Below are 23,975 nucleotides of genomic sequence, written 5' to 3' on the forward strand. Positions count from 1 at the left end.
AAATAAAAAAGCACCCCGTTTAAAGGGTGCTTTTTTATTTTTGTTTTCAGCAATGATGATTAATTACCACCACCGCCACCACCTTGTTTCATGCGGTCCATTCTTTCCTGCATTAATTTATCATATGCAGCTGCCTGATCTGGGGTTAAAATAGCTTTGATTTTTGCATTAGTATCCTGCATTAAAGGCGTCATTGCCTGCATCATTGCTTGTCTATCGCCATTTGAAGCTGTTCTGATACTATCCCTTTTAGCTGCCTGGCTAGTTAAAATTGTAGTTATCTTCGCTGTCTGGTCGTCATTCAAACTCAATTGCGTTTGTAATGCTTTCGCCTGATCCGCAGGGCTTCTTCTACCGCCACCTTGTGCACGGCAAATTGCTGTAACTCCCAAAAGGAAACAGCATACCAACAAAATTTTTCTCATTTTTTTCAGTTTTTTTATCGTTTGATAAATATAGAACCTAATAGTTTAATAACAGAGATGTAACTTAATTGTTGCCTTTATTAAATATGAGGTTAAGATGAGGCAAATACTGCATTCAATAATATAAGTAAATTATCTTATTTTTAATAATATAACGCTATGCACATTAAGGACAGCCATGAATAACAAAAATAAAAACCAATGAAATATCTTTACCTGTTTATACTCCTTATAATAATCCAGGCAGCTTCAGCGCAGTCAAAACTGCTGGTAATTAAAGCAAGTTCCACAAATGTATCCATTAACGATGGCGGTTATTTTAGTAAAGATTCATGGCGGCTCTCTCCGAAAGTTAAACCTGATATCTTTACCGCAGATAGAGCAAGAAGGACTAAATGGGTTACCTTTTATACTGATATTGATTCTATAAGGGTTAAAGTAAAACCCGGAACAAAATATAACTTTATAATACTACTCAATGGAAAAGAGTCTTGCTATACCCAAATTGTAAGTGCAATAATGCCGCAAAGCAAATCAAAAAACACAGAAGAAACACATGATACTATCCCGTTTAGCCTTACTTCGTTTAACGCGATACAAGTGAAAGCTGTTATTAATGATACAGACACTTTAAACCTCCATTTTGATGCCAGCTCCTTTGATTTTCGTTTAACAAAAGCAGCCCTACTAAAAAAGACAAAGTTGCTATCCAACCAAGCTGATGCTTTATCTGGTAAAGCAAATCCTGATTATAACCATTTAAACAAAGTATTTAAATTACAAATTGGGACTTTAACCTTTAATAACCCCGACATTTTCCCTACTTCTGTAACTGCGCATGATATGGATGGAAGATTTGGTTACAATATATTTGAAGGGAAACAGGTTGAAATTGATTACGATCATAGTGTTATGATTGTACATTCAAAATTACTGAAGATTTCAAAGGCTTATGTTAAATCTAAAATGGAATTTATTCGATCGTTTGGTTACATAAAAGGTACTTTTTATATCAACAGTAAAAAGTACACCGGTAATTTCATAATGGACACTGGTTCTGATCAAGCCATTATTTTAGATAGCACGTGGGTAAGTCAACAAAACTTTTCAAAAAGCTTAAAACTGATTAAATTAACCGTGCTTAGGGACCCAAGAGGGGTGAAGTACGAAACCAAAACAGTATTGTCGCCCTTGTTTAAGATTGATAATTTTCAACTTACTGATATCCCCACACTTATTTTAAGTGGCAAGAATCCATTGGGTTTTGAGATTAATTACTTGGGTAATGATCTTTTAAAACGATTTAATATAATACTTGATTTTAAAAACGACTATTTATACTTAAAGCCAAATTCATTAATGAATTTAAAGTACAAAGGAAACTCTTAGTTTTAAAAGTTTCCTTTATAATTATCAGTCCTTAATTATTGCTTTGTAAGTTTGAGATAGAACGCTGCATCTGCGCCATCATTGTAGTTAAGCTTTCAAGAGTTGGTTCAGGAGTAGGCATTGGTAAATGAGTAGAGATATATGCCTTTGCTTTCCATATCTCTAAAATATCCTCGCCATTAATTTCATAAGGTTCATATACAGGGTTATCCGACATTAACTTCAGCTTTTTATTGTCTTTAAACTTATTACCGATACGTTTATAAACTACTCCGTCACTTTTTGATATTACTACATATGTTTCTGCAGATTTTACATCTGCCCAGTTCTCTACATATTCGCCTATTATAATGGTACCCGATATTAGGGGTAACATGGAATCACCTTTTATTTCAAATGCACGATAAGTACCTTGTTTAAACATGGGCAAATAAAATTTAGGCAATTGTGCTACATATTCCGGATCGGCATAACCATTTAAATAACCAGCGCTGGCCTTTAAAGGCACCAGTTCAATGTTCTCATTATCGTCCTTATCAACAGATATACTTAAAACACGCAGGTTAGCGGGGTTACCTTTAGGTTTTGGTGCCCACTTTTCATCAATGCTTTCATTTATAAAGTCATCAATAGATATATCAAAAAACAATGCTATTTTTTTTAGTAAATCATATTTTGGATCGGCTCGTTCCTCTTCATAAGCCCCTACTAGTGACCGCTTTATTCCTATTTCATCAGCAAATTGCTGTTGTGTAAGGCCTTTCTTTTTACGGAGGAATTTAATATTTGAAGGAATATTTGACATAAAATTTGGAATTGCTAAAATTATTAGTATTTTTATGCTCATAAAATTAGTAATTATTTTTTAACCCAGCAAATTTTATTATCAAATGAAACGCTTTATTTATATCATCACCGACAGGAACCGCAATAACTTACACGTTGGCCTATGTTCTGATCTTTTAAAAACACTTGAGTTTTACCGTCAGATGCCTACTTTATTTTTTGATAACTCTAAACAACTTAACCGTTTAGTTTATTTTGAAGAGATCAATACCGAAGAGCAGGCAATGGAAAGGTTTAAAACAGTGAGCACATATACAAGGCCACAAAAAGAAAAAATGATCAGACCTGTAAACCCTGATTGGGTAGATCTGACCATTGGATTAAACTTTGAAAGTGGAGTAAGAGTAAGGCCTCAACTACGCCCATCAATTAATTCTCAAAGAAGAGCTGTTACTTTTTAATAAACTTTAACGCACCAGAATTCATGCAATATCTTTTCCCACCGCGATCAGCAGGTCCGTCATCAAACACGTGGCCCAAATGCAGCCCGGTACTGCGTTCAATAACCTCATCGCGTTCCATTCCATCGCTATTGTCACTTACTATTTCAATTTTTTTGAGGTCTACAGGCTTTACAAAGCTTGGCCATCCTGTACCGCTATCAAATTTATCATCCGAGCTGAATAAAACTTCGCCCGTAGCGGCGCTTACATAAACCCCTTTTTGATGATTTTCATCATATGCATTATGATATGGGGGCTCAGTTCCGCTTTCAACCATAATGTAATACTGATTGGGGGTAAGTATTTTTTTCCACTCCGCAGGCGTTTTACTCATTTTACGCTTAGGATCATACTTTTTTATTTGCTGGGCGTTTCCTTGCCGGCAACCAAATGTTATCATAACACTTAGTAGCAATATTACTAAAACAGTTTTTTTCATCGGGTAAACTTTTAGGTAATTAAAAATCCAACACATAAGTAGTTGTATAGTGTTACTTACGTAAATTTTTAGAGGAGGGTTGTCCCGACTGATCTTTTATATTGGCTTAACTTTAGGTATCAATACCGCATTTACTACATGGAGTATACCATTACTTTGCTGAACATCAAACTTGCTCATAATACTTTCTCCACCATTCTCGTCAATAAGCACAATATTACGGTTACTATCAATTTTAGCAATAAGTTTACTACCTGCTATGGTAGTAAAAATGGCTTGCCCATTATTTGAATTTATTTTCCGCTGAATATCTTTAGCACTTAATCTTCCAGCTATAGCGTGATAAGTAAGCAGATAACTTAAATCCAGTTTATGAGCTGGTTTTAGCAATGTATCCAACTCGCCTGGAGGAAGCTTTTCAAATGCATCATTGGTAGGGGCAAATATAGTTATTGGCCCTTTGCTTTTAAAAGTATCTGTTAATCCTGCATTTTCAATTGCATTTACCAGTACCGTATATTCTTTTGACTGTGCTATATTTTCAATCACATCGTTAGATGATATCATGGTAGCTCCATCCACCGTCTTAACCTTTCCCCACTTTGCTTTTACCGAATCATTTACCGGGGTAGTAACTGTTGTTTGTTGCGCCAATAAAATGGTACCACTTAAAACAAGGTAAAAACACACAAACCATTTTTTCATGCCGCAAATCTAGTATAAAAACGCGTAAAACTTAATTATCAGTTACAAAACAAAGTATTTGAATAGTAAATATTTGGTCACTTTCATGTAACAAAGCATCATTGTCAAATACCATTCCTTAATTATAAATCAATTACCAGCCAGGCGTAAACCCTAAACCAAATACAGGTTTAGTAACATCAGTACGGTTAAACGGAAACGCAAGATAAGGTTCTAACACAAATGCACCAAAAAAGTTGACACGTATAGACATCCCTGCGCTGGTTGCCGGTACACGCTGATTGGGATTATACACCGGCCCAACAAGCTGCTTACCATTTGAACCTAATACTGGTTTACCAGTTGAGTCAAATACAGGTGCATATCCTATTACATCAGGTCCCGATTGAAATTTGATTTGGTCTCCGGCATTCCAGGCTAAACCTGCATCAAAAAATAAGTTCAGATCAGTAAATAAAAATTTCGATTTAAATTGAGAAAGACGTTCAGGCCCCGTAAGGGGTAAACGTACTTCAAAATTGGCAACGGCTATGCGATTACCTGACAACTGATCAACAGTAAATCCGTTAGTGGATATTTTACCATTACTACTATAAAAAGTTTGTGCCTCGTATCCACGAATTAAAAATGGATAACCAACATATTCCTGGTAAAGATTGCCTGTATTACCAAACCTTCCATATCCGTATAAACGTGCGGCCAGAGTAAATGGTTCAACACGAACATATTCGCGGAGGTCAATTGTCGGAGCAAAAAATTGGTAAGTACCGAAATCATATTCGGCCTGTATACGATAACGGTAACCACTTAATGGTGCCGTAACACCAAAAAAGGAATTATCACCTACTAATGCGGTATTTACATTGAAAAGTGTAAATGGTGTTAAAATTACTCCATTGTTGGTAGTCTCTGCATTATAGGTAGAATTAGGTATATGGTTATGGGTGTAGCCAACTTCATTGCCCAATGTATCATAGGTAGTAGTGTATCTGTCAACCCGGTAATAGTAATGTGCAAGCCCCGTACCAAATTCTACACGTGTTTTCTTTGTAATAGGGTATGAGGTAAATAATGATAGCTGATCCTGAAAAACGCGTATCAAATCAAAATTCACATTAGTTGCAGGCGCATTATTGAAAGTTGTTGAAACTGTACTATAATTTGCGGTTTGAAACGGTATGTGCGAGATACTAGCGCCAAAATTCCAGCGCCCCTGCTGATTAATATAAGTGAACTGACCACCGAAATCATAAATTTCGCCATTAATAGCTATGCCGGCATATAATTGATTTCTGCCTAAAATATCACTAAAAACTCCCTGTACTCCACTTGATAAACCCGTACCAAACTGGCTAACGGTAGCACCAACACCACTACTGGCCAGATAATCCATTTTAAACATTGGTTTGTAAGGCACTGATTTTATCGAATCTGTCGATATTTTGGGATAAGCAAGGTAGTTGTTCAAATTCGAATTGATCAGGTCGACCCCAACAGAACGTGAAGGAGGCAACATCCCTGCATTAAAATTAGTTTCCTGCCCGTCAATAACCTTACCTTTAAAATCAGTAGCCTTTGCATTGTAAAGTGCGTATTTCTGGGCACGATAATAGGAGTAAACAATATCATTATTATTTGAAATACTCAAAGCGGGGGAGTATTCCGTAATTCCACAAATGCCGGTAAATAAATCTGTCATTTGTTCAACCTTACCGCTTGTGGGAGTGTACCTGTACAGGTTTCTGAATCCGTCTTTATTTGATAAAAAGTAAAGCTGGGTTCCGTCTGATGAATATTGAGGATTTAAATTATTTGCCCCATTAAATAATTTAATATCAGTTACTTTACCAGTAGCGAGGTCAAATTCTTCCAGGTTAAAAGTGATATCCTGTGACAAGGATTGATCATAGGTTGTTCTGTCGCTTGAGAATACAACTTTTTTGCCATCCCGAGAAAAACTAGGCTGATAATCTGAATACTTATCATTGGTCAACTGTTTAACTTGTTTCGTGTCAAAACTATACAGATACAAGTCACTTTGACCTTCAGCTAATCCCTGAAAAACAACACTTTTTCCATCAGGAGACCAGGAGAGGTTACTAAACTGCTCAGCTTTACCCATTGAAACATCATCAACTATTGATCCTGAAGCTACATCAACTACCAGCATGCGGTTGCGGCCTTTATTGAACACACTAAACGCAAAGCGTTTACTATCCGGAGACCATGTACCTGCCGACTCAATAAAGTTAAACTCGTCTATATGCGTATTAGAGATTTTGCTGGTGAGTTTCCTGATGATATTCCCTGTTTTAGCATCTGCTAAAAAAAGATCAATTGTAAATAAATTCTTTTCAGATAAAAATGCTAAATATTTACCATCAGGACTAATGGAAGGGGCTACGTTCATTTTCCCTGAATTATGTTCATCAATTAGCCTGTGCCCAACCGGAACTTGGGCCGTATCTTTCAAATATGGTTTATAAGTAGCCTCTATCGCATTCTTCCATAAGCTCGACAGTGTTTTATCGTCATACCCAAAGGTGCGTTTTATACCATAGCCCAAACCAAAGCGGGCTGCATTTTTAAAGAATGGTACAATTACAGTATCGCCATAAGTTGAACCTATAAATGACCAAAAAGCTTCACCATAACGGTAGGGGAAATACTTATTACTCTCCGTTAAATCTTTCACTGTTGGAATATCATGATTCAGATAGGCATCCCGCATCCACATAGCAGTATAAGTATCTTTTTTCCCCAATGAAAGATATTCTGCCATACCTTCTATCATCCACAAAGGTAAATTGTTGATATTCTCGAAACTGGAAGAATCACTGCCAAGTAAAAGATGGTATTGAAAAGCGTGTACCAATTCATGCCCAATAACATGCCTGGTCATCTGGTTGGTTTCCATTATGGGCATTACCACCCTGTTTTTAAGTCCCTCTGTTATACCACCTGTACCAATATCAATTTCACCGTCAATGGCAGTAGTCTGTTGAAAGTCCGGATGATTAGCATACAATATGATTGGGTTGGGCTTTTTAAAAGTATCCCTGAAAACCTGTTGGTGAAGGGTGTACCAGAGTTCGCTTTCCTGTGCAAAGCGTTTAATCATACTATCATTCTGTAAATAATAATAGATCTCAAAATGAGGTGTTTTGTAAACTTTGAAATCAAGCTTTTTATAGCGCACCTTGTTTTGACCAAAGTATTGTGCTTTTGCTTGCATGCTGATCAGCATAGCGCCAATACTATAAATTAAAATAAAAAAAAACTTTTTAATTTTAATTAACCAGAGGACACGTTTATTCATACAGTGATAATAGATGACTGTAAATTTAGACAAAAGTTAGTAACATCAAATCAAGCTGATCAAGTTAATATTTTCATTTATTTGAACTTATTAACCTGATCAACCCTTTGTGAGTTAACGATTTTGCTGATTATTATCAGGCGCAGGTTCCTGATCGGTTTTCGGCTGATCGGTTTTAGTAGTATCCAGTGGCCTGAATAAACTATCGGTATCTGCCGAATCAACCTTTAGATGTGGTGAAGGGCAATCATATTTTTTGGTGATCTTAGTCCATGGTTTTGGAAACAATCCATAGGTATAGCCTGATTTTGGATCAGCATAAACCTTTTGCATAAATGCACCAAAAATAGGAAGCGCAGTATGTGAACCTTCGCCAGATTCTGAGGTAGTGAAATGCACACTTCTATCATCGGCACCAACCCATACACCTGTTACCAGATCTTTTGTAATTCCCATGTACCAGCCATCAACATATCCTGTTGAAGTTCCCGTTTTACCACCAATCTGGTTATCTTTCTTCCATAAGCCAGGGTATTCCCACAGTGCCTGTGACGTACCTCCGGGTTCTTCCATGCCACCTCTGAACATGTATAACATTAACCACGCTGTTTCTTCACTCAAAACTTTTTCAGATTTTAAGTTAAACTCGTCCAGTACATTACCTTGTCCGTCGGTAATTTTGGTAATCAGTAAAGGGTCAATTTTTACACCTTTATTTAAGAAAGTACTATAAGCGCGCACCATTTCAAAAACGGAAACATCATTTGAACCCAAAGAAACCGAAGGAACTGATTTTAACGGGCTTTCGATACCACATTTATGAGCGTATTCAACCACTTTATCCCAGCCAACTTTTTCGGTTACCTGTGCTGTAATTGAATTAACGGATTTACCCATCGCCCAACGCAATGACATTTGCTGATATGAAAATTTAAAGTCGGCATTTTTAGGTTCCCAAACCTGGTCTTTGCCCTCGTCCTTGTATTTAATAGATACAGGCTGATCAGTAAACACATCACAAGGGCTATAGCCGTTATCAATTGCTGTTAAATAAGCAAAAGGCTTAAAGGTAGAACCGGCCTGCCTGTGCGATTGATTGACGTGGTCATAATTAAAATATTTATGATCAATTCCACCAACCCATACTTTTATTTTACCGGTTGTTGGCTCAATGGTCATCATGCCGGTATTTAAAATACGGGTATAGTATTTAATGGAGTCAACACTAGAGAAAGTTGTATCTTTTTCACCATTCCAGGTAAATACAGTCATCCGTTTAGGCTTCCCAAAATAGGCATTGATTAGGGCTATATTATTATTGTATTTTTTTTGAAGGAGCTGATAAATAGGTAAATGCTCTTCGGCCTTTAATACAAAATCAGTTATTTCATTACCATTTAAGTCTCTCCACGGATTTTTTTTGCCCCAAAGGTCATCAAAGCGCCTTTGAAGCATTTTCATTTTCTCAGCAACGGCTTCTTCAGCATATTTCTGTAAACGCGGATCAATAGTAGTATAAATCTTTAAGCCATCCTGATAAAGGTCATAATCATTATCATGACACCATTTTTTAAGCCATCTTTCAACAGCCTGGCGTAAATAAGAATCACCCTGGCCTTCATTATCAACATAACTTAAATCAAGCGTAATAGGCTTTTTTATATTGGTGTCATAATCGGCTTTATTAATGAAATTGTATTTAAGCATTTGCCCTAAAACCACATTTCTGCGTTCTAAAGAGCGCTCCGGGTTATTAATGGGATTGTAGGTTGACGTTGCCTTTAACATACCCACCAAGGTAGCTGCTTGGGCAGGATCAAGGGCATCAGGTGCCTTATTGAAAATTTTAAGAGATGCAGTTTTAATACCAAAAGTATTGTTCCCGAAAGGCACGGTATTCAGGTATAGAGTAAGGATTTGCTGTTTGGTGTAAACATGCTCAATTTTAAATGCCGTTAGCCATTCTTTACATTTATAAACAATGGTTTTTATTACCGGTACATGCTTTAATATACCCTGTGATTTCTTCTTACGGGTTTCGAAAAGATTTTTGGCTAACTGTTGGGTAATGGTACTTCCACCACGTTTATCGCCTTTGGCTGTTGAAAGTATACTAGTAAAAAAGGAGTAAAAATCAACACCGTTATGCTTGTAAAACCTTACATCTTCTGTCGCAACCAGTGCATTAATAATATTAGGCGATATACTTTTAAATTCAACAGGTGAGCGATTCTCTTTATAATACCTGCCAATCAATGTACCATCGGCATAATAAACTTCAGAGGCCAAAGATAATGTAGGTGTTTTAATATCCTGCATATCAGGAGAATATCCAAAAAGCCAAAGGAAATTTAATTCAATTGAACAGAAAAACAGGATAACGAAATAAATAAAGATGACGAAATATCTTAAGAATCGGTTTTTTATGCGTCTGAACATTGGGTAAAGATGTAAAATTATGGCTCTAAATCATAGCCAAGTAACAAAAATTAACAACGCAATTTTAGCAGATAAATTTTAAGTTAACTTAGCATAAACGATTTTGTTGTATGAAAAGCATAATTAATAAATTTAAAGTAACAAACGGTGAAAAATTTTCACTTAAAGATTATGATACTGCTGATACTGTCAACCTAAAAAAAGAAGAAACAGAAGCTGAATTAAAGGAATTAATAAAAAAAACAGCCGCGCTTCAATCAGCTCTGTATGCCGATAACCGTTATGCCTTATTAATATTATTTCAGGCGATGGATGCAGGGGGGAAAGACAGCGCTATAGACCATACCTTATCTGGCTTAAATCCACAAGGTTGTGAAGTATATAGCTTTAAACAACCCAGTACAGAAGAACTGGATCATGATTTTTTATGGCGACATTATAAAGCCTTACCCGAATTTGGAAGAATAGGCGTACACAATCGCTCGCATTACGAAAATGTGCTCATAACAAAAGTTCATCCGGAATTATTACTCAAGGAAAAACTTCCCGGAATTAATTCAGTAAAAGATGTCAAAAAGAAGTTTTGGGAGCATCGGTACGAAAGTATCCGTCATTTTGAAAAGCATCTGGCGGAAAATGGAACTATTATTATCAAATTTTTTCTTCATGTTTCAAAGGATGAGCAAAAGGAACGTTTCTTAGAGCGGATAGATGATAAGGAGAAAAATTGGAAATTTTCTGCTGCGGATATCTATGAGCGTGGTTTTTGGAATGATTACATGAATGCTTACGAAGAAGCAATAAAACAAACGGCAACTGAAAAATGTCCGTGGTATGTAATACCGGCTGATAAAAAGTGGGTTACACGCACTGCAATTTCCCATATCATTCTGGATACGCTAAAGGAACTGAATTTGAAGTATCCGGTTCTGCCTAAAGAAGAAAAAGAAAAGTTGGAAGAAGCAAAAAAACTACTTATAAACAGCTAAATCAAAAGCAATAAAGATACGTGTTAAGTTTATATTAAATTTAACTACTATATCTATAGATTATATATTATTTATTAAATTTGTATGTTACATATTAACTTTATCATGAAACATACCTTTATTTTTTTATCAATTCTTGCATTAAGTATTTTAAGCTTTAAGAATCTGTCCGCTTCAAATAAAGCAATAGAACCAGGCAATTTGGTTATACAATGGAATCTTCTTACTTTAAAAGTTGCAAAGAAAGCCAATCAGAATAGTAACCTCGCCAGTCGCACAGCGGCGATTGAAGCCATTGCGGTATATGACGCTGTAAATTCAATAAAACACTTTGGTACTCCTTATCATTATTTTGTTGCTCCAACAGGGGCAGCGTCAGCACAAGCAGCAGTTGTTCAGGCTGCACATGATGTGCTTGTAAATTATTTCCCAAATCAGAAAGAATTTATTGATTCTGCTTTAAATAGTAGCTTGCAAAATATTACTGATGGTCCTATTGAAAACGGACAAAAAATTGGTGCAGCTGCAGCTGCTGACATTATTGCACTTCGGGCTAATGATGGATCGAGCCCACTGACCACCTATGCCGGGCCTGCAAACCCAGGTGTTGGTGTGTACAGGCCAACTCCGGGGAAATTTGCACCAGGCATTGATGTGGAATGGGGTAATGTAAAACCTTTTCTATTAAAAGACGCTAAACAATTTCTTCCTGAACCTCCGCCAGCTATTGGTAGTGATGAATATAAAAAAGCTTTGGCAGAAGTTGCTGAAATAGGAGAAATTAAAAGCACCAAAAGGACAGAAGACCAAACACATATAGCGCAATTTTACAAACAGGATGCAGAACTTACCGTAAATGAAGGTTTGCGCGAATTGGCAACTATCCACAAAACTTCATTAGAAGAAAATGCTCTGATATTTGCCTTGGTTGATATTGCTGAAGCTGATGCAAGGATTGAAATATGGGGTGGAAAATATGGATATCTTTTCTGGCGGCCTGTTACCGCTTTAAATGCATCTGAAGATGGCTCAGTAAAAGATTATACTAAATGGACACCTTTAATCAACACACCTCCTCATCCAAGCTATCCCAGCGGGCATAGTGCAACGATTACTGCAGGATATGAAATACTTAAAAAGTTTTTTGGTGATAAAAACAGGTTAGAGTTACATACCACAACACCCGGTGAACCAAACCGCATAGTTGCCTCATTAAGTATATTAGAGTGGGAAAACGGCTATAGCAGAGTTTACGGGGGAATCCATTATCCTTTTGAAAACACTGCTGCTCAAAATGTTGGCCGCAAAATAGCTGCTTATGTTTTAGCTAATGGCCCTAAGAAGAACTAATTTCTTCAATTTTAAGATTTTAAAAAGAAAGGGATGCAAAGTTTTGCGTCCCTTTCTTTTTAAAGGTCTATTGCTTTTCCCTGTTCAGGAAATATGATATTTAAATGCAATGGGTTTTCAGCCTTCAATTGTTCTTTAATCTTTTCAATATTATCCTGTGGAGGTTTAACATGTGTAATAATAACATTAAACCCCTTTAATTCATTTTGCCCGGTTAAAGTAGCTAAATTGCTCATTTCTGTCATTAACAAATGCGGCGTAAGATGCCCAAAAAGGCTTTTGTTTGGTTGCTCATTGGGAAAAGATGTTTCAATCATTATTGCTTTTAACTTTTTATTTTTTATCAATGGTGCAATTAATTGCCACAGATTATGGAGATTGTGGCTTTGCTCAACCTGATCAGCTCCGGTATCGCCCAGGTACAAAATATAAGCGTCGTTACTTTTAACTAAAAAAGCGGTACTGGTTAAATTGAAATGGCTCAAAGGAAAAGCATCTACCTGCATCCAGGTATCTTTTACATGCATGGGGATACCTGGCGTTAAAACCCGGTAGCTATACTTTTTCAATGTTGGTCTTTCTCCCTCATCTGCAAAATTGGCCCAGCTATCCCAGGTAAAGTAATGGGTTTTAATTGTTTCAAATGTACTTTTTAATCCGTAGATGCTTTTTACTGTATCATCAGGTGAACAGATGATTAACCCAGACAAATGATCCAAATGTGCATGGGAAATAAAATAGCCTTTAATATATCGTCTAAGTACCTGGTCTGCCGATATGGAAAATACTTTCTCATCAATGGCTTTCTGAATACCATAGTACAAAGTCCCTGCATCCAAACATATATAGTTATTAGTGCCACTTGCAGCAAGCATGTAGGCTGATAAATTACTTTCATCAATACCACCTTTAACACCAAGAGGCACAATCCTAAAGCTTTGTGAAAAACCCAAAACAGGTAACAGAAGTAAACAAAAAAGAATTAAACGTAATAGTTTTGAATGCATAATAATCTGTTAAATTTTAAACCTTATATTATATAACTCCACCAATTTTAGCGCTAATCACTCAATAATAATTTCATCAGCAAAAATATAGGAGGGATCTCCTTTCCCTTCATGCCATTCGGGCAATGGGCCATATTGTTTGGCTACCACTTTAATATATCTTGCATTAATATTTAAAGGCCCTACAAAATCCTGTGTTTGAGCGTCAAGTTCTTTTATGTCGATTTTGGTATTAACTGTTGTTACTAGCTTATAATCAATACCGTCATCAGATACCCAATATTCTACTTGTTTTGGAAAAACTATCCATGACCGGGTATCCTGTAAAGTACCTAAACTTACTTGCTTTAATGGCGTAACTTTTCCCATATCAATTATTGCTACCAGGTCATTACCCTGGTAACCCTGCCAATTACCCAACCGCCAGTTAACTTTACCACGTATACCATTAATCAGTGTATTATTACCCTGGTCTGCATAGTTGGGCAGGTATTTGTTAACAATGGTTATCTTAATATCATCTCGTATCTTATTGAAATTACCTTCATCAATAAAACTGGCTTTATCCCCATCAATAGCAATGGCTTTTACAGTTGTGTTGGACAAAATATTTATTGGTGAGCTATACAAAGTTGAGCTTAAGGTAGGAGCGGAGCCATCCAATGTATAATAAATCTTAGCCGCGGTATCCGCATCTTTTATTTCAATGCTGATAGGGCGCTTAAATGTTTTTGATGGAGCTTGTATGTAAGGATCAGGTACAATAAGATTGTCTGTGATTTTTGATGTTGGCTTTTCTAAATCCTGTACAAATAATTTATTAGGCAACCTGCCGGTAAAAACTTCAAATTCACCACCGTTGGCAATATCATCATAATTAAGATAAAGCTTGTTGTATGACTTTTTATTCAGGTTTATACCTTGCAAGTAAATGTTATTGCGGCTAACGTTTGTTCCGGAATTAAGAATAGTAAACTTTTTACCATTTTCCAGATTGATAATTGCTTTACTAAATTGTGGCACACCTACCTGAAATTGTTGCTGGCCTGGTGCAATATTATAAATCCCTAATGAGCTTATTACATACCATGCCGACATTTGACCGCAATCTTCATTACCAGATAAGCCATCTGGATTATCACTATACTCTTCCCTGAGTATTTTATTAATATAAAACTGAGTTTTGTCCGGCGAATCAGTAAAATTATACAGATAAGCCATGTGGTGGCTTGGTTCATTGCCATGCGCATATTGGCCTATTAATCCCGAAACATCATCTACCTGCTTACCTGTTAATTTGGAGTCAGTAGTAAACAATTCATCCAACTTAGCTTCAAAGGCAGTTTTACCACCCATACTTTTCATCAGGCCCTCAATATCCTGAGGCGCCAAAAACGAATATTGCCATGAGTTTCCTTCTGTATAGTTATTATTAATTTCTGTGGGTTCAAATGGAGTATACCAGCCACCATTAGCCCGAGCCTGCATAAAGCCATTTTGGTTATTGAAACTATTTTTCCAATATTGTGCACGGTGTATAAATTCTTTATAATCAGTGGGCTTATTAAGCATTTTAGCCATTTGGGCAATGCACCAGTCATCAAAAGCATATTCTAATGTTTTTGATACCGATTCAGGTTCATCGTCAGATAATACCACACCATTTTTACGGTAAGAATCCAAACCAAACTGGGTGCGGTTTACAGCAGCTTTCATTGCGGTTAAGGCTTCTTCTGCATCAAAATCGCGGATGCCCTTAGCATAAGCATCAACAATTACTGGAATGGAATGATTACCAACCATACAATACGTTTCATTTGATGCAAGCGGCCAGATAGGTAATAGCCCACCTTGCTCATACATCGCTAAAAACGACTTTACAAAATCAGTGGTTCGTTTACGGTCTATCAGGTTAAGTAATGGATCTTCTGCCCGATAAGTATCCCACAAAGAAAATACAGTATAATAATTAAAGCCTTTAGCAGTGTGCAATTTCTGATCCATCCCTCGGTACTGACCATCCACATCGCTGTAAACATTTGGTGCCAGCATTGCGTGGTAAAGTGCTGTATAAAAAGTAATTTGTTTGATTTTAGCATAATCAACCTCTTTCTTTTTATGTGAACCAATCTGTGTATCAGGACGTACACGTTGTGAAGACTGCATTGCCGATGCGCTTGGTGCACCACCTTCAACTTCAATTTTTGATAGTTCATTGATCCATAAAGTCCTTGCATCTTTCTGAACCCTTTTAAAGTCGAAATCAGGAACTTCCGTATCTAGGTTTTTTAAAGCGCCTTCAGTACTTACTGATGAAATACCAACTTTCGCAATTACTTCACCGGGGTTACTGAACTGGATGAACATCTTTATGTTCTTTCCTTGCAATTTATTTTGCCCGGTCTGCAATTCGTCATTACTGGCAATGCCATAGGTCTTAAAAGGCTTAGAGAACTTTGCATAAAAATAAACCGACTGATCATTAGCCCAAGATCTGGAGCGACGGAAGCCACGAATTTCATGATCGTTTACCACCTCAATCCACGAATCTAATACTTCATCACGATGTTGAAGGTCTATAATAATATTTGCCTGCTGAGTACTTGGGAAACTATAACGGTGAACACCAACGCGGGTATTGGCAGTTAACTCCACATCAATATTATATTTATCCAGGTGAGTTTTATAGTATCCAGGTGAGGCAATTTCGTTTTTCTTTTTAAATCCCGAAAGATAGTTGGTGTTTTTAAATTGAGGTTCACCAATTGTAGGCATAAAAAGCACATCACAATAATCGGCTATCCCAGTACCACTTAAATGCGTATGTGAAAAACCGTAAACAACAGTATCTGTATAATAATAGCCAGAACAGCCATCCCAACCTGTTAATCGTGTATCAGGACTCAATTGCACCATACCAAAAGGAACTACAGCTCCCGGGTAAGTATGTCCATGACCTCCTGTACCGATAAAGGGGTTAACAAGCGTAGTATAATCTTTTTTTCTTTGTGCGAAGGATGATAGCGTAAAAATTAGAATAAAACAAAACGAGAGTATACTACGTAATGGGTGTTTCATTTAAATAATTAGATATTTAATGCGGGTAAAAATAAGTTATTTGTTTGAACACAAATTAAACAGATGCGTTAATTACACATATTTAATTTCAAATTTATATTCAAACCAAACTCAGATGATATTAAATTCATCTGCATCCTTTAAAAAGGGCAAAGCACGTCGTGTTTTCTTAACCTCATCAGCAATGACAGAAAAAGTATACACATCTTCTTCATCTCGTTTGTAATAAACCACATTTCCATTAGGGTCAATACAGGTTGAGTCGCCCGAATGGTAAACCTCATTTCCATCATGCCCAATGCGATTAAGGCCAATTACATATGCTTGATTTTCAACAGCACGTGCAGGTATAAGCGTGCGCCAGTGCAGTGCCCGGCGCTCGGGCCAGTTCGCAACAATTAAAAGTAAATCATATTCGCCACCAACATTACGCAACCACACTGGAAAACGGAGATCATAGCATATCATTGGGCAAATCTTCCAGCCGTTTAAATCAACAATTAGTTTTTTTGTACCGGCTGTGTAGGTTTGATGTTCTTTTCCAAGAGCAAACAAGTGGCGTTTGTCATAATATTCATAACTACCATCTGGTCGCATCCAAATTAAACGGTTATAATATTTGTCGCCCTCTTTAATAATTAAACTGCCAGTAATAACACAATTATAATCTTGAGTTATTTGGTGCATCCAATTCATGGTTTTCCCGCCCATTGGTTCTGCAAGTTCAGCAGCATTCATGGAGAAACCTGTATTAAACATTTCAGGCAAAACAATCAGGTTGGTTTTTTCGCGTATGCTTGACAAACGCAAGGTGATATTCTGCAGATTTTTATCAATATTCTCCCAAAATAAATATCCCTGGAAAAGCGTAATTTTAAGATTATCCATGTGTTTTTAGTTCATAGTTAATAGATGTCTAGTTTAGGGGTTTGGCCCTAACTATTATTTGTTATTTGAAAATGCACCACTGATTATTTAAATAGTTTCATTAATTATTGCTGTAATATTTCGCAATATGAACCATATTAAATTAACCAATAACTAAATTTTCAATAATCTATCAACGGCTTTATCCAATGTTTCTTGCCTTTTGGCGAAACAAAACCTTAAAACATGGTGGTCTGTCCCTTTACTGTAGAAACCTGAAACTGGTATTGAGGCTACTCCAAATTCCCTTGTTAAGCGTAATGCAAAATCACTATCTTTCTCGTCGGTTATATCTTTATACGTAACAGATTGAAAATATGATCCGGAGCAAGGCAATAATTTAAACTTGCTTTGTTCAAGCCCTTTTCTGAAATAATCGCGCTTCTGCTGAAAAAATGCCGGGAGATCGAGATAATGGTTTTCATTTTTCAGATACTCAGCTATCGCATATTGAATAGGTGTATTAACACTGAATACTAAAAATTGATGTACTTTTCTAAATTCACTCATCAATAAAGCTGGTGCCATACAATATCCAACTTTCCAGCCGGTTGCATGAAAGGGTTTTCCGAAGGATGCTACAATAAAACTGCGTTGTTGTAATTCTGGATACATTGCCATACTATGATGCGTTTCGCCATCATAAATTAAATGCTCATAAACTTCATCGCTCAATATCCATATATCCTGGGTTTTCACTAGGTTACTTAATTCCTCAATATCTTCCTTGTGCAATATGGTAGCAGTAGGATTATGTGGTGAATTAAGGATTATCATTTTTGTTTTATGGTTGATGAGCCTTTTAACCATATTCCATGAAATACGATAGTCAGGCGGTTCCAACTCTAATGATTTCACAATACCTCCCATTAACTTTATAGCAGGGGCATAAGAATCATATGCAGGTTCAAAAATTATAACCTCATCCATGGGATGGATCATTGCCGTAATGGCGGTAAAAATTGCTTGTGTACCTCCGGCAGTTATGGTTATTTCTGTATCGGGATTATAAATGGTGCCGTAAAGCTTTTCAGTCTTTTTTGCTATTTGCTCACGCAATGCTAAGACACCTGCCATAGGCGCATATTGATTGTGCCCTTTTTTCAGTGCTGTATTGGCAAGTTTAATCAGTTCGGGCGAAGTTTCAAAGTCTGGAAAACCTTGCGAAAGGTTAATAGCACCAACCTCATTTGCCAAAGCCGACATTGTTGTGAAGATGGTGGTACCTGTTTGGGGTAATTTGGATATGATAGAAGTCATTCAGGTGCTAAAATAAGCAAAAACAATAAAACACTACCAAAATTATAGGCAAAAAGACGATAGGTTTTTAAGATTATTTGAAAAATTAAAGGCTCTTTTTTTAAATAAACTTAAAATTCCACTGTCATTATTAATTTAGCTGCTATTCCTTAAACTCAAAAGTGTTTTTCCTTTCGGTGCAATTATATAACTTAGTGGCATGAAGATATTAAAATGCCTTCCTATATTTTGTTTATTAGCTATAATTTGCTCATGCAATACTGCCAGCAAGAAAACAATACCGGTAATTGGCTTTGTTGGTGCTTTTGAAGATGCCAGCATTGCGCCTGCAAGAACAGGTTTTATTGATGCTTTGAAGAACAATGGCTTTAGTGAGGGTCAAAAAAATGTAAAAATTGAATACCGCAATGCAGAGGGGAGCATCCCAACATTAACACAAATTGTAAATTACTTTGTGTCGGAAAAAGTTGACTTATTGGCTACCTGTACAACTTTATCATCTATCACTGCAGCACAAAAAACCAAAACCATACCTATTTTTATGATGGTATCACCAACCGTTAAGCTCATGAATTTACAGGACAATGGAGGTAAAGGGCCTGGTAATTTATTCGGCGCGGTAGAAGATCTGAATTATATTGATACCTCATTTTCAAATATACCTAAGTTTTTAAAGCCAAAATCAGGTAAATTGGTTGTAGGGATGATTTATAATCAATCAGAACCACAATCGGTTAGTGCAAAACAAAGGATACAGGAATTAGCTAACAAATTAAATATTACACTGGTTGCCCTGCCACTTAATTCATCATCTGATGCGCAATTGGTAACGCAATCATTATTGAGCAAAAATATCAATGCTTTTTTTGCCAATCCCGACAATTCGGTTTTTGCTTCATTTGAAACAATTTTAAAAAATTGCGATCAAAAAAACGTACCCATATTTACCAGCGAAGCAGGTTTGGTTCAAAGAGGAGCAGTTGCTGCTTTTGGTGCTGATATTTATCAATGGGGATATCAGGCAGGTGAGCAAGCCGCAAAATTCCTAAAAACGCATAGTACTCAAGGACTTCAACCCGAAATGGTAAAAGTGAGGAAACGGGTTTATAATGCGGCCTCGGCAAAAAAATACAACATTACGGTACCTGCAAATTTTGAACCTGTAAAATAACCAGATGGATTTTTACCTTACCGCCTTACTACAGGGATTATGCTTCTCGGCACTGGCACTGGGTATTTATATTTCCATGAAGATTTTTAATATTCCAGATATCACTACTGATGGCAGTTATACTTTAGGTGCGGTGGTTACAGCAGTTTTAATTAAACAAAATGAGCCAACATACCTCACTTTGATCTCGGTAATGGTGGCAGGAGCCCTGGCCGGAGCCCTAACCGGAATTATTCACACCAAATTAAAAATTAATGCATTGTTGGCTGGTATATTGGTAATGACAGCACTTTACTCAGTGAATATCTCCCTAATGGGAACTTCAAATTTACCGCTTATTAATTTACCAACTTTATTTACGCTCGTTAATATATCGGCTGACTTAAACCATAATACTTTTTGGATCTTATCCCTTTTCGTAATTATAATAACTATTATCATAGGTTTTTTGTTAAAAACAGATTTTGGTGTAGCTATGAGGGCAACCGGCAATAGTGAATCCATGATCAGGTCATTAGGCGTAAATACAGACAGGATGAAAATTATCGGTTTGGCACTGGCAAATGCATTAACTGCGGTAAGTGGCTACCTTATCAGCCAGTTTCAGGGCTTTACGGATATCAGTATGGGCATAGGTGTTGTTATTATTGGATTAGGTTCCGTAATTATTGCCGAAACTTTAATCAATTGGTTTAAAATTACTTCCATTTGGTTAAGCCTGGTATTGGTGCTTACCGGGGCTGTTATTTTTCAGATAGTATTGGCCGTAACGCTGGATATTGGCGTTAATCCCAATTTGTTAAAGGTCGTAACTGCTGCATTTGTATTATTGATAGTTAGTTTACCCAGATTATCATTTAAAAAGGGCTAAGTATGATTGATATAAAAAAAGTTCATAAAATATTCAATCAAGATAAGCCAAACCAGGTAAATGCCGTTAGTGGCATTGATCTGAATATTAAAACAGAAGAGTTCTTAGTTATTGTAGGTGCAAATGGTTCTGGTAAAACTACTTTACTTGATATGGTTGCCGGCAGCGTTTTCCCAAATTCAGGTACCATAAGTATTGATGGTCAAGATGTGACTAAACTACCCGATTACGACAGAAGCAAGTGGATTGCCCGTGTATTTCAAAATCCATTGAGCGGTACTGCATCAGATTTGAGTATTCTGGATAATTTCCGGCTGGCGTCTATCCGAACACGAAAAAAGGGTTTATCTATCGGTATAAATGATACTTTTAAAAACCAGGTTAAGGAAAAGATATCAACGCTTGGAATGGGTCTGGAAAACAAAATTGAACAACCCATGGGTACCTTATCCGGTGGCCAAAGGCAAGCGCTTACACTACTAATGAGCGTAATGGATAGTTGTAAGGTTTTATTATTAGATGAACCAACAGCAGCACTTGATCCACGTTCGGCCGATATTGTAATGCGTACAGCTGAAGAACTTATAAAAGATTATCGGCTTACCTCTATATTAATTACACATAATTTGAAAGATGCGTTTAATTATGGCAATCGTATCATTTTAATGGGAGAGGGGAAAATTGTAAAAGACCTGGATGCCCAACAGAAATCCACTTTAAAACAAACCGATTTATACGATTGGTTTGGATAATATAAATCTTGTTTGACATTTTTCATAATAGTGCTTATCTTCGCAAAGATAACACTACAATGCTACATCTTAATCTCTTCTGCCAACATAACTCTAAACGGCCCATGGTCGTTGAGCGGAAGGGTAATGCACTTGCTGTACGCTTCTCCTAGTCGGATTTAATTTACCGGCAAAACAACAAAATCATTTTATTGAATTCAAGTCCTGTTTTAAAATAGGGCTTAACATTATTATTTAATATTTTATGGAAACATATTATACTATTGAAGAGAAGTACTTACAAGCTGTTGAAGAAGTATCCTATGGCGAAACACCAAAAGGTTTACAATTGCTAAATGAGATCATTAATAATGATCCATTATATGCGAGGGCGCATTTTCAACTGGCTAAAATATATTATTATGAAATAAAGGATTATCAGACTGCGGGGTATCATTTTAAAACCTGTATGGAACTGGAGCCCTTATTTCCTGATAATTATTTTCATTATTTGAGACTGGTAGTTTTCCTGAACATGGAAAAACAGGTAAATATTATTTCACAGAAAGCTTTAAATACTCCCGGAGTAAATGCAGCTTCAATTTATGACCTTTTGGGGTTATTTTTTGAAAAAAACAAGCTATGGAATAAAGCATTAAACTCCTACCAAAAAGCATTAATGGATGTTACCGGTAAAGATTTAAAGGGGCAAATTGAAGAGAGCCTATCACGCGTAAATGAAAAGATAAATAAAGGGATAACTTATCAATATCATCTCAGTGGCTAATTAAAAAGCATACACCAGTCTTTAAAAGCCGGTGTATGCTTTTCTTTTACTTAGCGGGTGCAACATTTGCAGCCCTTACTTTTTTCACTTCGACCATAGATATTGCGCCTGCTTTATTGCCAAAGCTTTTACGCACATAAGTTAATACATCAGCAATTTGCTGATCTTTTAAATCACTATGCGGAGTCATATTGTTGGAATAGGTTTGCCCGTTGATTTCAACGTCTTCTTTAAACCCATTTAATACAATCTTTATAAGGGCGGTTTTATTCCCTAAAACATAAGTAGTTTGTGTTAGCGGAGGATTCATGTTCTGTACGCCGCCACCATCTGCCATATGACAAGCTAAGCAGATATTAGCATAAACAATTTTACCACGTGCAATAGATGCTGCCGAACCGGAATGTGTGGTGTTCTTTTTTGTCTGAGCATGTAGTCCCGAATAAAAGAAACAGAACAACATCAACAACAGACCATACTTTTTAATATTCATTATTATTTTTTATACGAGATTTTATAAATAGTTCCTTTATTATCATCAGTTACATAAAGGGAGCCATCCGGCCCTTGTGCCAAACCGCAAGGACGATGAACAGCACGTCCTGAGGCTTTTTGTTCAGGCGTTCCGGCAAAACCATCAGCAAAAACTTCCCACTTACCATCAGGTTTACCATCTTTAAATGGTTGGAAAACTACGCAATAGCCAGCCTGTGGTTCCGGTGCACGGTTCCATGAACCATGAAACGCGATAAACGCACCATTTTTATATTTTTCGGGGAATTGATCGCCGGTGTAAAATAACAATCCATCAGGCGCATAGTGGCCAGGATAGGCTGCTACCGGGTTGATAAATTTGGGATCAGCAGGTTTCTTGCCATCGCCACCATATTCGGGACCTAATAGGTTTTTATTCTGCATCCAATCATAATATACATATGGCCAACCAGCATTATCACCCTGTTTTAACGCAAACATGCACTCTGCAGGTAATTCAGCTGATTGGTGAACGGTGTAGAGGTTTGGATAAAGATCATGCAGGGCATCACGGCCATGCTGCATTACAAAAAGCTGGTTATCTTGTTGATTCCAGGCAAGGCCCACCACATTTCTTAATCCACCTGCGTAGCGGATACCATCGCCATAATGCTGGTTCGGCTTATCAGATTTAAATTGCCAGATACCTGCGGCAGAATCCAGAATTGGGCATCCTTTTTTATCGGGATCAAAATCACTGCAAGCATTAGAGTAAGCCCCGATATTTACATAAAGGTTGCCATTATTATCCAAGGCTATCGCTTTAGGCTGATGCATTCTTTTACTAAGTAAGCCTGTAACAATTTTTTCGGGCTCGTCCGGATTGATTACTTCTTCCTTATCATTCAATTTATATCGGTACACCTCCGTATTATTTGAGGCATATAAGTAACCATCCTTAATAGCAATGCCTGTACCTCCATAGTTGGCAAAGCTTGTTTTTAATGTTGTTTTATTACCTTCTTCATGCAAAACCAATATGCCTTTACTATTTTTTGCAGAGGCTATGTGTACATAAATATCATGCTCCGGAGTTACTACCAAATGCCTGGCACTGCCTAAATTATCAGCAACAGCTATAGCGCTAAAACCATCGGGAAGGGTTAAGCCTGCATTAGCGGTATCAACTGCATCTCTGTCAGCGCTTTTACAGGCATTAAATACGATTAGTCCTATTACTGCGAAAACGGGCAGCAAAAGGATAAGTACTTTCTTCATTTTCATAAGTTAAATGTGTTTGACTACCAAAGTTAATGGAAACAAGC

General features: G+C 36.8%; 20 protein-coding genes. 8 read left to right on the forward strand and 12 right to left on the reverse strand.

The features are described from left to right. Window positions 1–59 precede the first annotated feature (59 nt). Complete coding sequence (locus JN11_RS15850) at window positions 60–425, reverse strand: hypothetical protein (protein ID WP_144914110.1); 366 nt, start codon at window positions 423–425, stop codon at window positions 60–62. A 201-nt stretch (window positions 426–626) separates the two neighbouring features. Here JN11_RS15850 and JN11_RS15855 point away from each other — a divergent pair, with 201 nt between their 5' ends. Further along, on the forward strand, window positions 627–1,814 hold the full coding sequence (locus JN11_RS15855) for a hypothetical protein (protein WP_144914111.1): 1,188 nt from the start codon (window positions 627–629) through the stop codon (window positions 1,812–1,814). A 31-nt stretch (window positions 1,815–1,845) separates the two neighbouring features. Here the strand turns inward: JN11_RS15855 and JN11_RS15860 are convergent, their stop codons facing one another. After that, window positions 1,846–2,619 (reverse strand): XRE family transcriptional regulator, encoded by a 774-nt coding sequence (locus JN11_RS15860; RefSeq protein WP_144914113.1) that lies wholly within the window; start codon window positions 2,617–2,619, stop codon window positions 1,846–1,848. 85 nt (window positions 2,620–2,704) lie between these two features. Between JN11_RS15860 and JN11_RS15865 the strand changes: the two genes are divergently transcribed. After that, window positions 2,705–3,061, forward strand: coding sequence for a GIY-YIG nuclease family protein (locus tag JN11_RS15865; RefSeq protein ID WP_144914115.1), 357 nt, complete (start codon window positions 2,705–2,707; stop codon window positions 3,059–3,061). On the opposite strand, the gene msrB is transcribed toward JN11_RS15865, so the two are convergent. From msrB to JN11_RS15885, 4 genes are all read right to left on the reverse strand, one after another. Beyond that, a complete protein-coding gene (gene msrB / locus JN11_RS15870; RefSeq protein ID WP_211360793.1) occupies window positions 3,051–3,542 on the reverse strand; it encodes a peptide-methionine (R)-S-oxide reductase MsrB in 492 nt (163 codons plus the stop codon). The genes JN11_RS15865 and msrB overlap by 11 nt on opposite strands. Window positions 3,543–3,638: 96 nt before the next feature. After that, on the reverse strand, window positions 3,639–4,247 hold the full coding sequence (locus tag JN11_RS15875; protein WP_144914117.1) for a fasciclin domain-containing protein: 609 nt from the start codon (window positions 4,245–4,247) through the stop codon (window positions 3,639–3,641). A 133-nt stretch (window positions 4,248–4,380) separates the two neighbouring features. Continuing rightward, entirely contained in the window at window positions 4,381–7,566 is a 3,186-nt protein-coding gene (locus JN11_RS15880) for a DPP IV N-terminal domain-containing protein (protein WP_144914118.1), read from the reverse strand. A gap of 114 nt (window positions 7,567–7,680) precedes the next feature. Further along, the gene (locus JN11_RS15885) at window positions 7,681–10,005 is read right to left on the reverse strand and encodes a transglycosylase domain-containing protein (RefSeq protein ID WP_144914120.1); all 2,325 of its coding nucleotides are present in this window, start codon (window positions 10,003–10,005) and stop codon (window positions 7,681–7,683) included. A gap of 110 nt (window positions 10,006–10,115) precedes the next feature. On the opposite strand from JN11_RS15885, the gene JN11_RS15890 reads away from it, so the two are divergent. Further along, entirely contained in the window at window positions 10,116–10,994 is an 879-nt protein-coding gene (locus JN11_RS15890) for a polyphosphate kinase 2 family protein (RefSeq protein ID WP_144914122.1), read from the forward strand. 105 nt (window positions 10,995–11,099) lie between these two features. Then, window positions 11,100–12,344: a vanadium-dependent haloperoxidase gene (locus JN11_RS15895; RefSeq protein ID WP_170227768.1), complete on the forward strand. Its 1,245-nt coding sequence runs from the start codon at window positions 11,100–11,102 to the stop codon at window positions 12,342–12,344. Window positions 12,345–12,403: 59 nt separating this feature from the next. Here the strand turns inward: JN11_RS15895 and JN11_RS15900 are convergent, their stop codons facing one another. The 4 genes from JN11_RS15900 to JN11_RS15915 form a co-directional block, all read right to left on the reverse strand. Further along, window positions 12,404–13,351 carry an MBL fold metallo-hydrolase gene (locus JN11_RS15900; protein ID WP_144914125.1) on the reverse strand — a complete coding sequence of 316 codons (948 nt, stop codon included), beginning with the start codon at window positions 13,349–13,351 and terminating at the stop codon, window positions 12,404–12,406. Between the two features lie 57 nt (window positions 13,352–13,408). Next, window positions 13,409–16,429 carry a GH92 family glycosyl hydrolase gene (locus JN11_RS15905; RefSeq protein ID WP_144914127.1) on the reverse strand — a complete coding sequence of 1,007 codons (3,021 nt, stop codon included), beginning with the start codon at window positions 16,427–16,429 and terminating at the stop codon, window positions 13,409–13,411. Between the two features lie 111 nt (window positions 16,430–16,540). Beyond that, window positions 16,541–17,317, reverse strand: a complete 777-nt coding sequence (locus JN11_RS15910; protein WP_144914128.1) for an amidohydrolase — start codon at window positions 17,315–17,317, stop codon at window positions 16,541–16,543. 153 nt (window positions 17,318–17,470) lie between these two features. After that, the gene (locus tag JN11_RS15915) at window positions 17,471–18,616 is read right to left on the reverse strand and encodes a methionine aminotransferase (RefSeq protein ID WP_144914130.1); all 1,146 of its coding nucleotides are present in this window, start codon (window positions 18,614–18,616) and stop codon (window positions 17,471–17,473) included. 199 nt (window positions 18,617–18,815) lie between these two features. Here JN11_RS15915 and JN11_RS15920 point away from each other — a divergent pair, with 199 nt between their 5' ends. The 4 genes from JN11_RS15920 (at window position 18,816) to JN11_RS15935 (ending at window position 22,176) form a co-directional block, all read left to right on the forward strand. Continuing rightward, window positions 18,816–19,787, forward strand: a complete 972-nt coding sequence (locus JN11_RS15920; protein WP_144914132.1) for an ABC transporter substrate-binding protein — start codon at window positions 18,816–18,818, stop codon at window positions 19,785–19,787. A gap of 4 nt (window positions 19,788–19,791) precedes the next feature. After that, window positions 19,792–20,658 carry an ABC transporter permease gene (locus JN11_RS15925; protein ID WP_144914134.1) on the forward strand — a complete coding sequence of 289 codons (867 nt, stop codon included), beginning with the start codon at window positions 19,792–19,794 and terminating at the stop codon, window positions 20,656–20,658. A 2-nt stretch (window positions 20,659–20,660) separates the two neighbouring features. After that, on the forward strand, window positions 20,661–21,410 hold the full coding sequence (locus tag JN11_RS15930) for an ABC transporter ATP-binding protein (protein ID WP_144914136.1): 750 nt from the start codon (window positions 20,661–20,663) through the stop codon (window positions 21,408–21,410). A gap of 244 nt (window positions 21,411–21,654) precedes the next feature. After that, window positions 21,655–22,176: a tetratricopeptide repeat protein gene (locus JN11_RS15935; RefSeq protein WP_144914137.1), complete on the forward strand. Its 522-nt coding sequence runs from the start codon at window positions 21,655–21,657 to the stop codon at window positions 22,174–22,176. 46 nt (window positions 22,177–22,222) lie between these two features. On the opposite strand, the gene JN11_RS15940 is transcribed toward JN11_RS15935, so the two are convergent. Continuing rightward, window positions 22,223–22,669: a c-type cytochrome gene (locus JN11_RS15940; RefSeq protein ID WP_144914139.1), complete on the reverse strand. Its 447-nt coding sequence runs from the start codon at window positions 22,667–22,669 to the stop codon at window positions 22,223–22,225. 2 nt (window positions 22,670–22,671) lie between these two features. Beyond that, window positions 22,672–23,928 carry a PQQ-dependent sugar dehydrogenase gene (locus tag JN11_RS15945; protein ID WP_246139025.1) on the reverse strand — a complete coding sequence of 419 codons (1,257 nt, stop codon included), beginning with the start codon at window positions 23,926–23,928 and terminating at the stop codon, window positions 22,672–22,674. Between the last annotated feature and the right edge of the window lie 47 nt (window positions 23,929–23,975).

The sequence above is a fragment of the Mucilaginibacter frigoritolerans genome, assembly GCF_007830615.1.
Taxonomy (GTDB): domain Bacteria; phylum Bacteroidota; class Bacteroidia; order Sphingobacteriales; family Sphingobacteriaceae; genus Mucilaginibacter; species Mucilaginibacter frigoritolerans.

Excerpts from the sequence above, each read along its gene's own strand:
- JN11_RS15850 (WP_144914110.1), bottom strand. The coding sequence starts at position 425 with ATGAGAAAAATTTTGTTGGTATGCTGTTTCCTTTTGGGAGTTACAGCA.
- JN11_RS15855 (WP_144914111.1), top strand. The coding sequence starts at position 627 with ATGAAATATCTTTACCTGTTTATACTCCTTATAATAATCCAGGCAGCT.
- JN11_RS15860 (WP_144914113.1), bottom strand. The coding sequence starts at position 2,619 with ATGTCAAATATTCCTTCAAATATTAAATTCCTCCGTAAAAAGAAAGGC.
- JN11_RS15865 (WP_144914115.1), top strand. The coding sequence starts at position 2,705 with ATGAAACGCTTTATTTATATCATCACCGACAGGAACCGCAATAACTTA.
- msrB (WP_211360793.1), bottom strand. The coding sequence starts at position 3,542 with ATGAAAAAAACTGTTTTAGTAATATTGCTACTAAGTGTTATGATAACA.
- JN11_RS15875 (WP_144914117.1), bottom strand. The coding sequence starts at position 4,247 with ATGAAAAAATGGTTTGTGTGTTTTTACCTTGTTTTAAGTGGTACCATT.
- JN11_RS15880 (WP_144914118.1), bottom strand. The coding sequence starts at position 7,566 with ATGAATAAACGTGTCCTCTGGTTAATTAAAATTAAAAAGTTTTTTTTT.
- JN11_RS15885 (WP_144914120.1), bottom strand. The coding sequence starts at position 10,005 with ATGTTCAGACGCATAAAAAACCGATTCTTAAGATATTTCGTCATCTTT.
- JN11_RS15890 (WP_144914122.1), top strand. The coding sequence starts at position 10,116 with ATGAAAAGCATAATTAATAAATTTAAAGTAACAAACGGTGAAAAATTT.
- JN11_RS15895 (WP_170227768.1), top strand. The coding sequence starts at position 11,100 with ATGAAACATACCTTTATTTTTTTATCAATTCTTGCATTAAGTATTTTA.
- JN11_RS15900 (WP_144914125.1), bottom strand. The coding sequence starts at position 13,351 with ATGCATTCAAAACTATTACGTTTAATTCTTTTTTGTTTACTTCTGTTA.
- JN11_RS15905 (WP_144914127.1), bottom strand. The coding sequence starts at position 16,429 with ATGAAACACCCATTACGTAGTATACTCTCGTTTTGTTTTATTCTAATT.
- JN11_RS15910 (WP_144914128.1), bottom strand. The coding sequence starts at position 17,317 with ATGGATAATCTTAAAATTACGCTTTTCCAGGGATATTTATTTTGGGAG.
- JN11_RS15915 (WP_144914130.1), bottom strand. The coding sequence starts at position 18,616 with ATGACTTCTATCATATCCAAATTACCCCAAACAGGTACCACCATCTTC.
- JN11_RS15920 (WP_144914132.1), top strand. The coding sequence starts at position 18,816 with ATGAAGATATTAAAATGCCTTCCTATATTTTGTTTATTAGCTATAATT.
- JN11_RS15925 (WP_144914134.1), top strand. The coding sequence starts at position 19,792 with ATGGATTTTTACCTTACCGCCTTACTACAGGGATTATGCTTCTCGGCA.
- JN11_RS15930 (WP_144914136.1), top strand. The coding sequence starts at position 20,661 with ATGATTGATATAAAAAAAGTTCATAAAATATTCAATCAAGATAAGCCA.
- JN11_RS15935 (WP_144914137.1), top strand. The coding sequence starts at position 21,655 with ATGGAAACATATTATACTATTGAAGAGAAGTACTTACAAGCTGTTGAA.
- JN11_RS15940 (WP_144914139.1), bottom strand. The coding sequence starts at position 22,669 with ATGAATATTAAAAAGTATGGTCTGTTGTTGATGTTGTTCTGTTTCTTT.
- JN11_RS15945 (WP_246139025.1), bottom strand. The coding sequence starts at position 23,928 with ATGAAGAAAGTACTTATCCTTTTGCTGCCCGTTTTCGCAGTAATAGGA.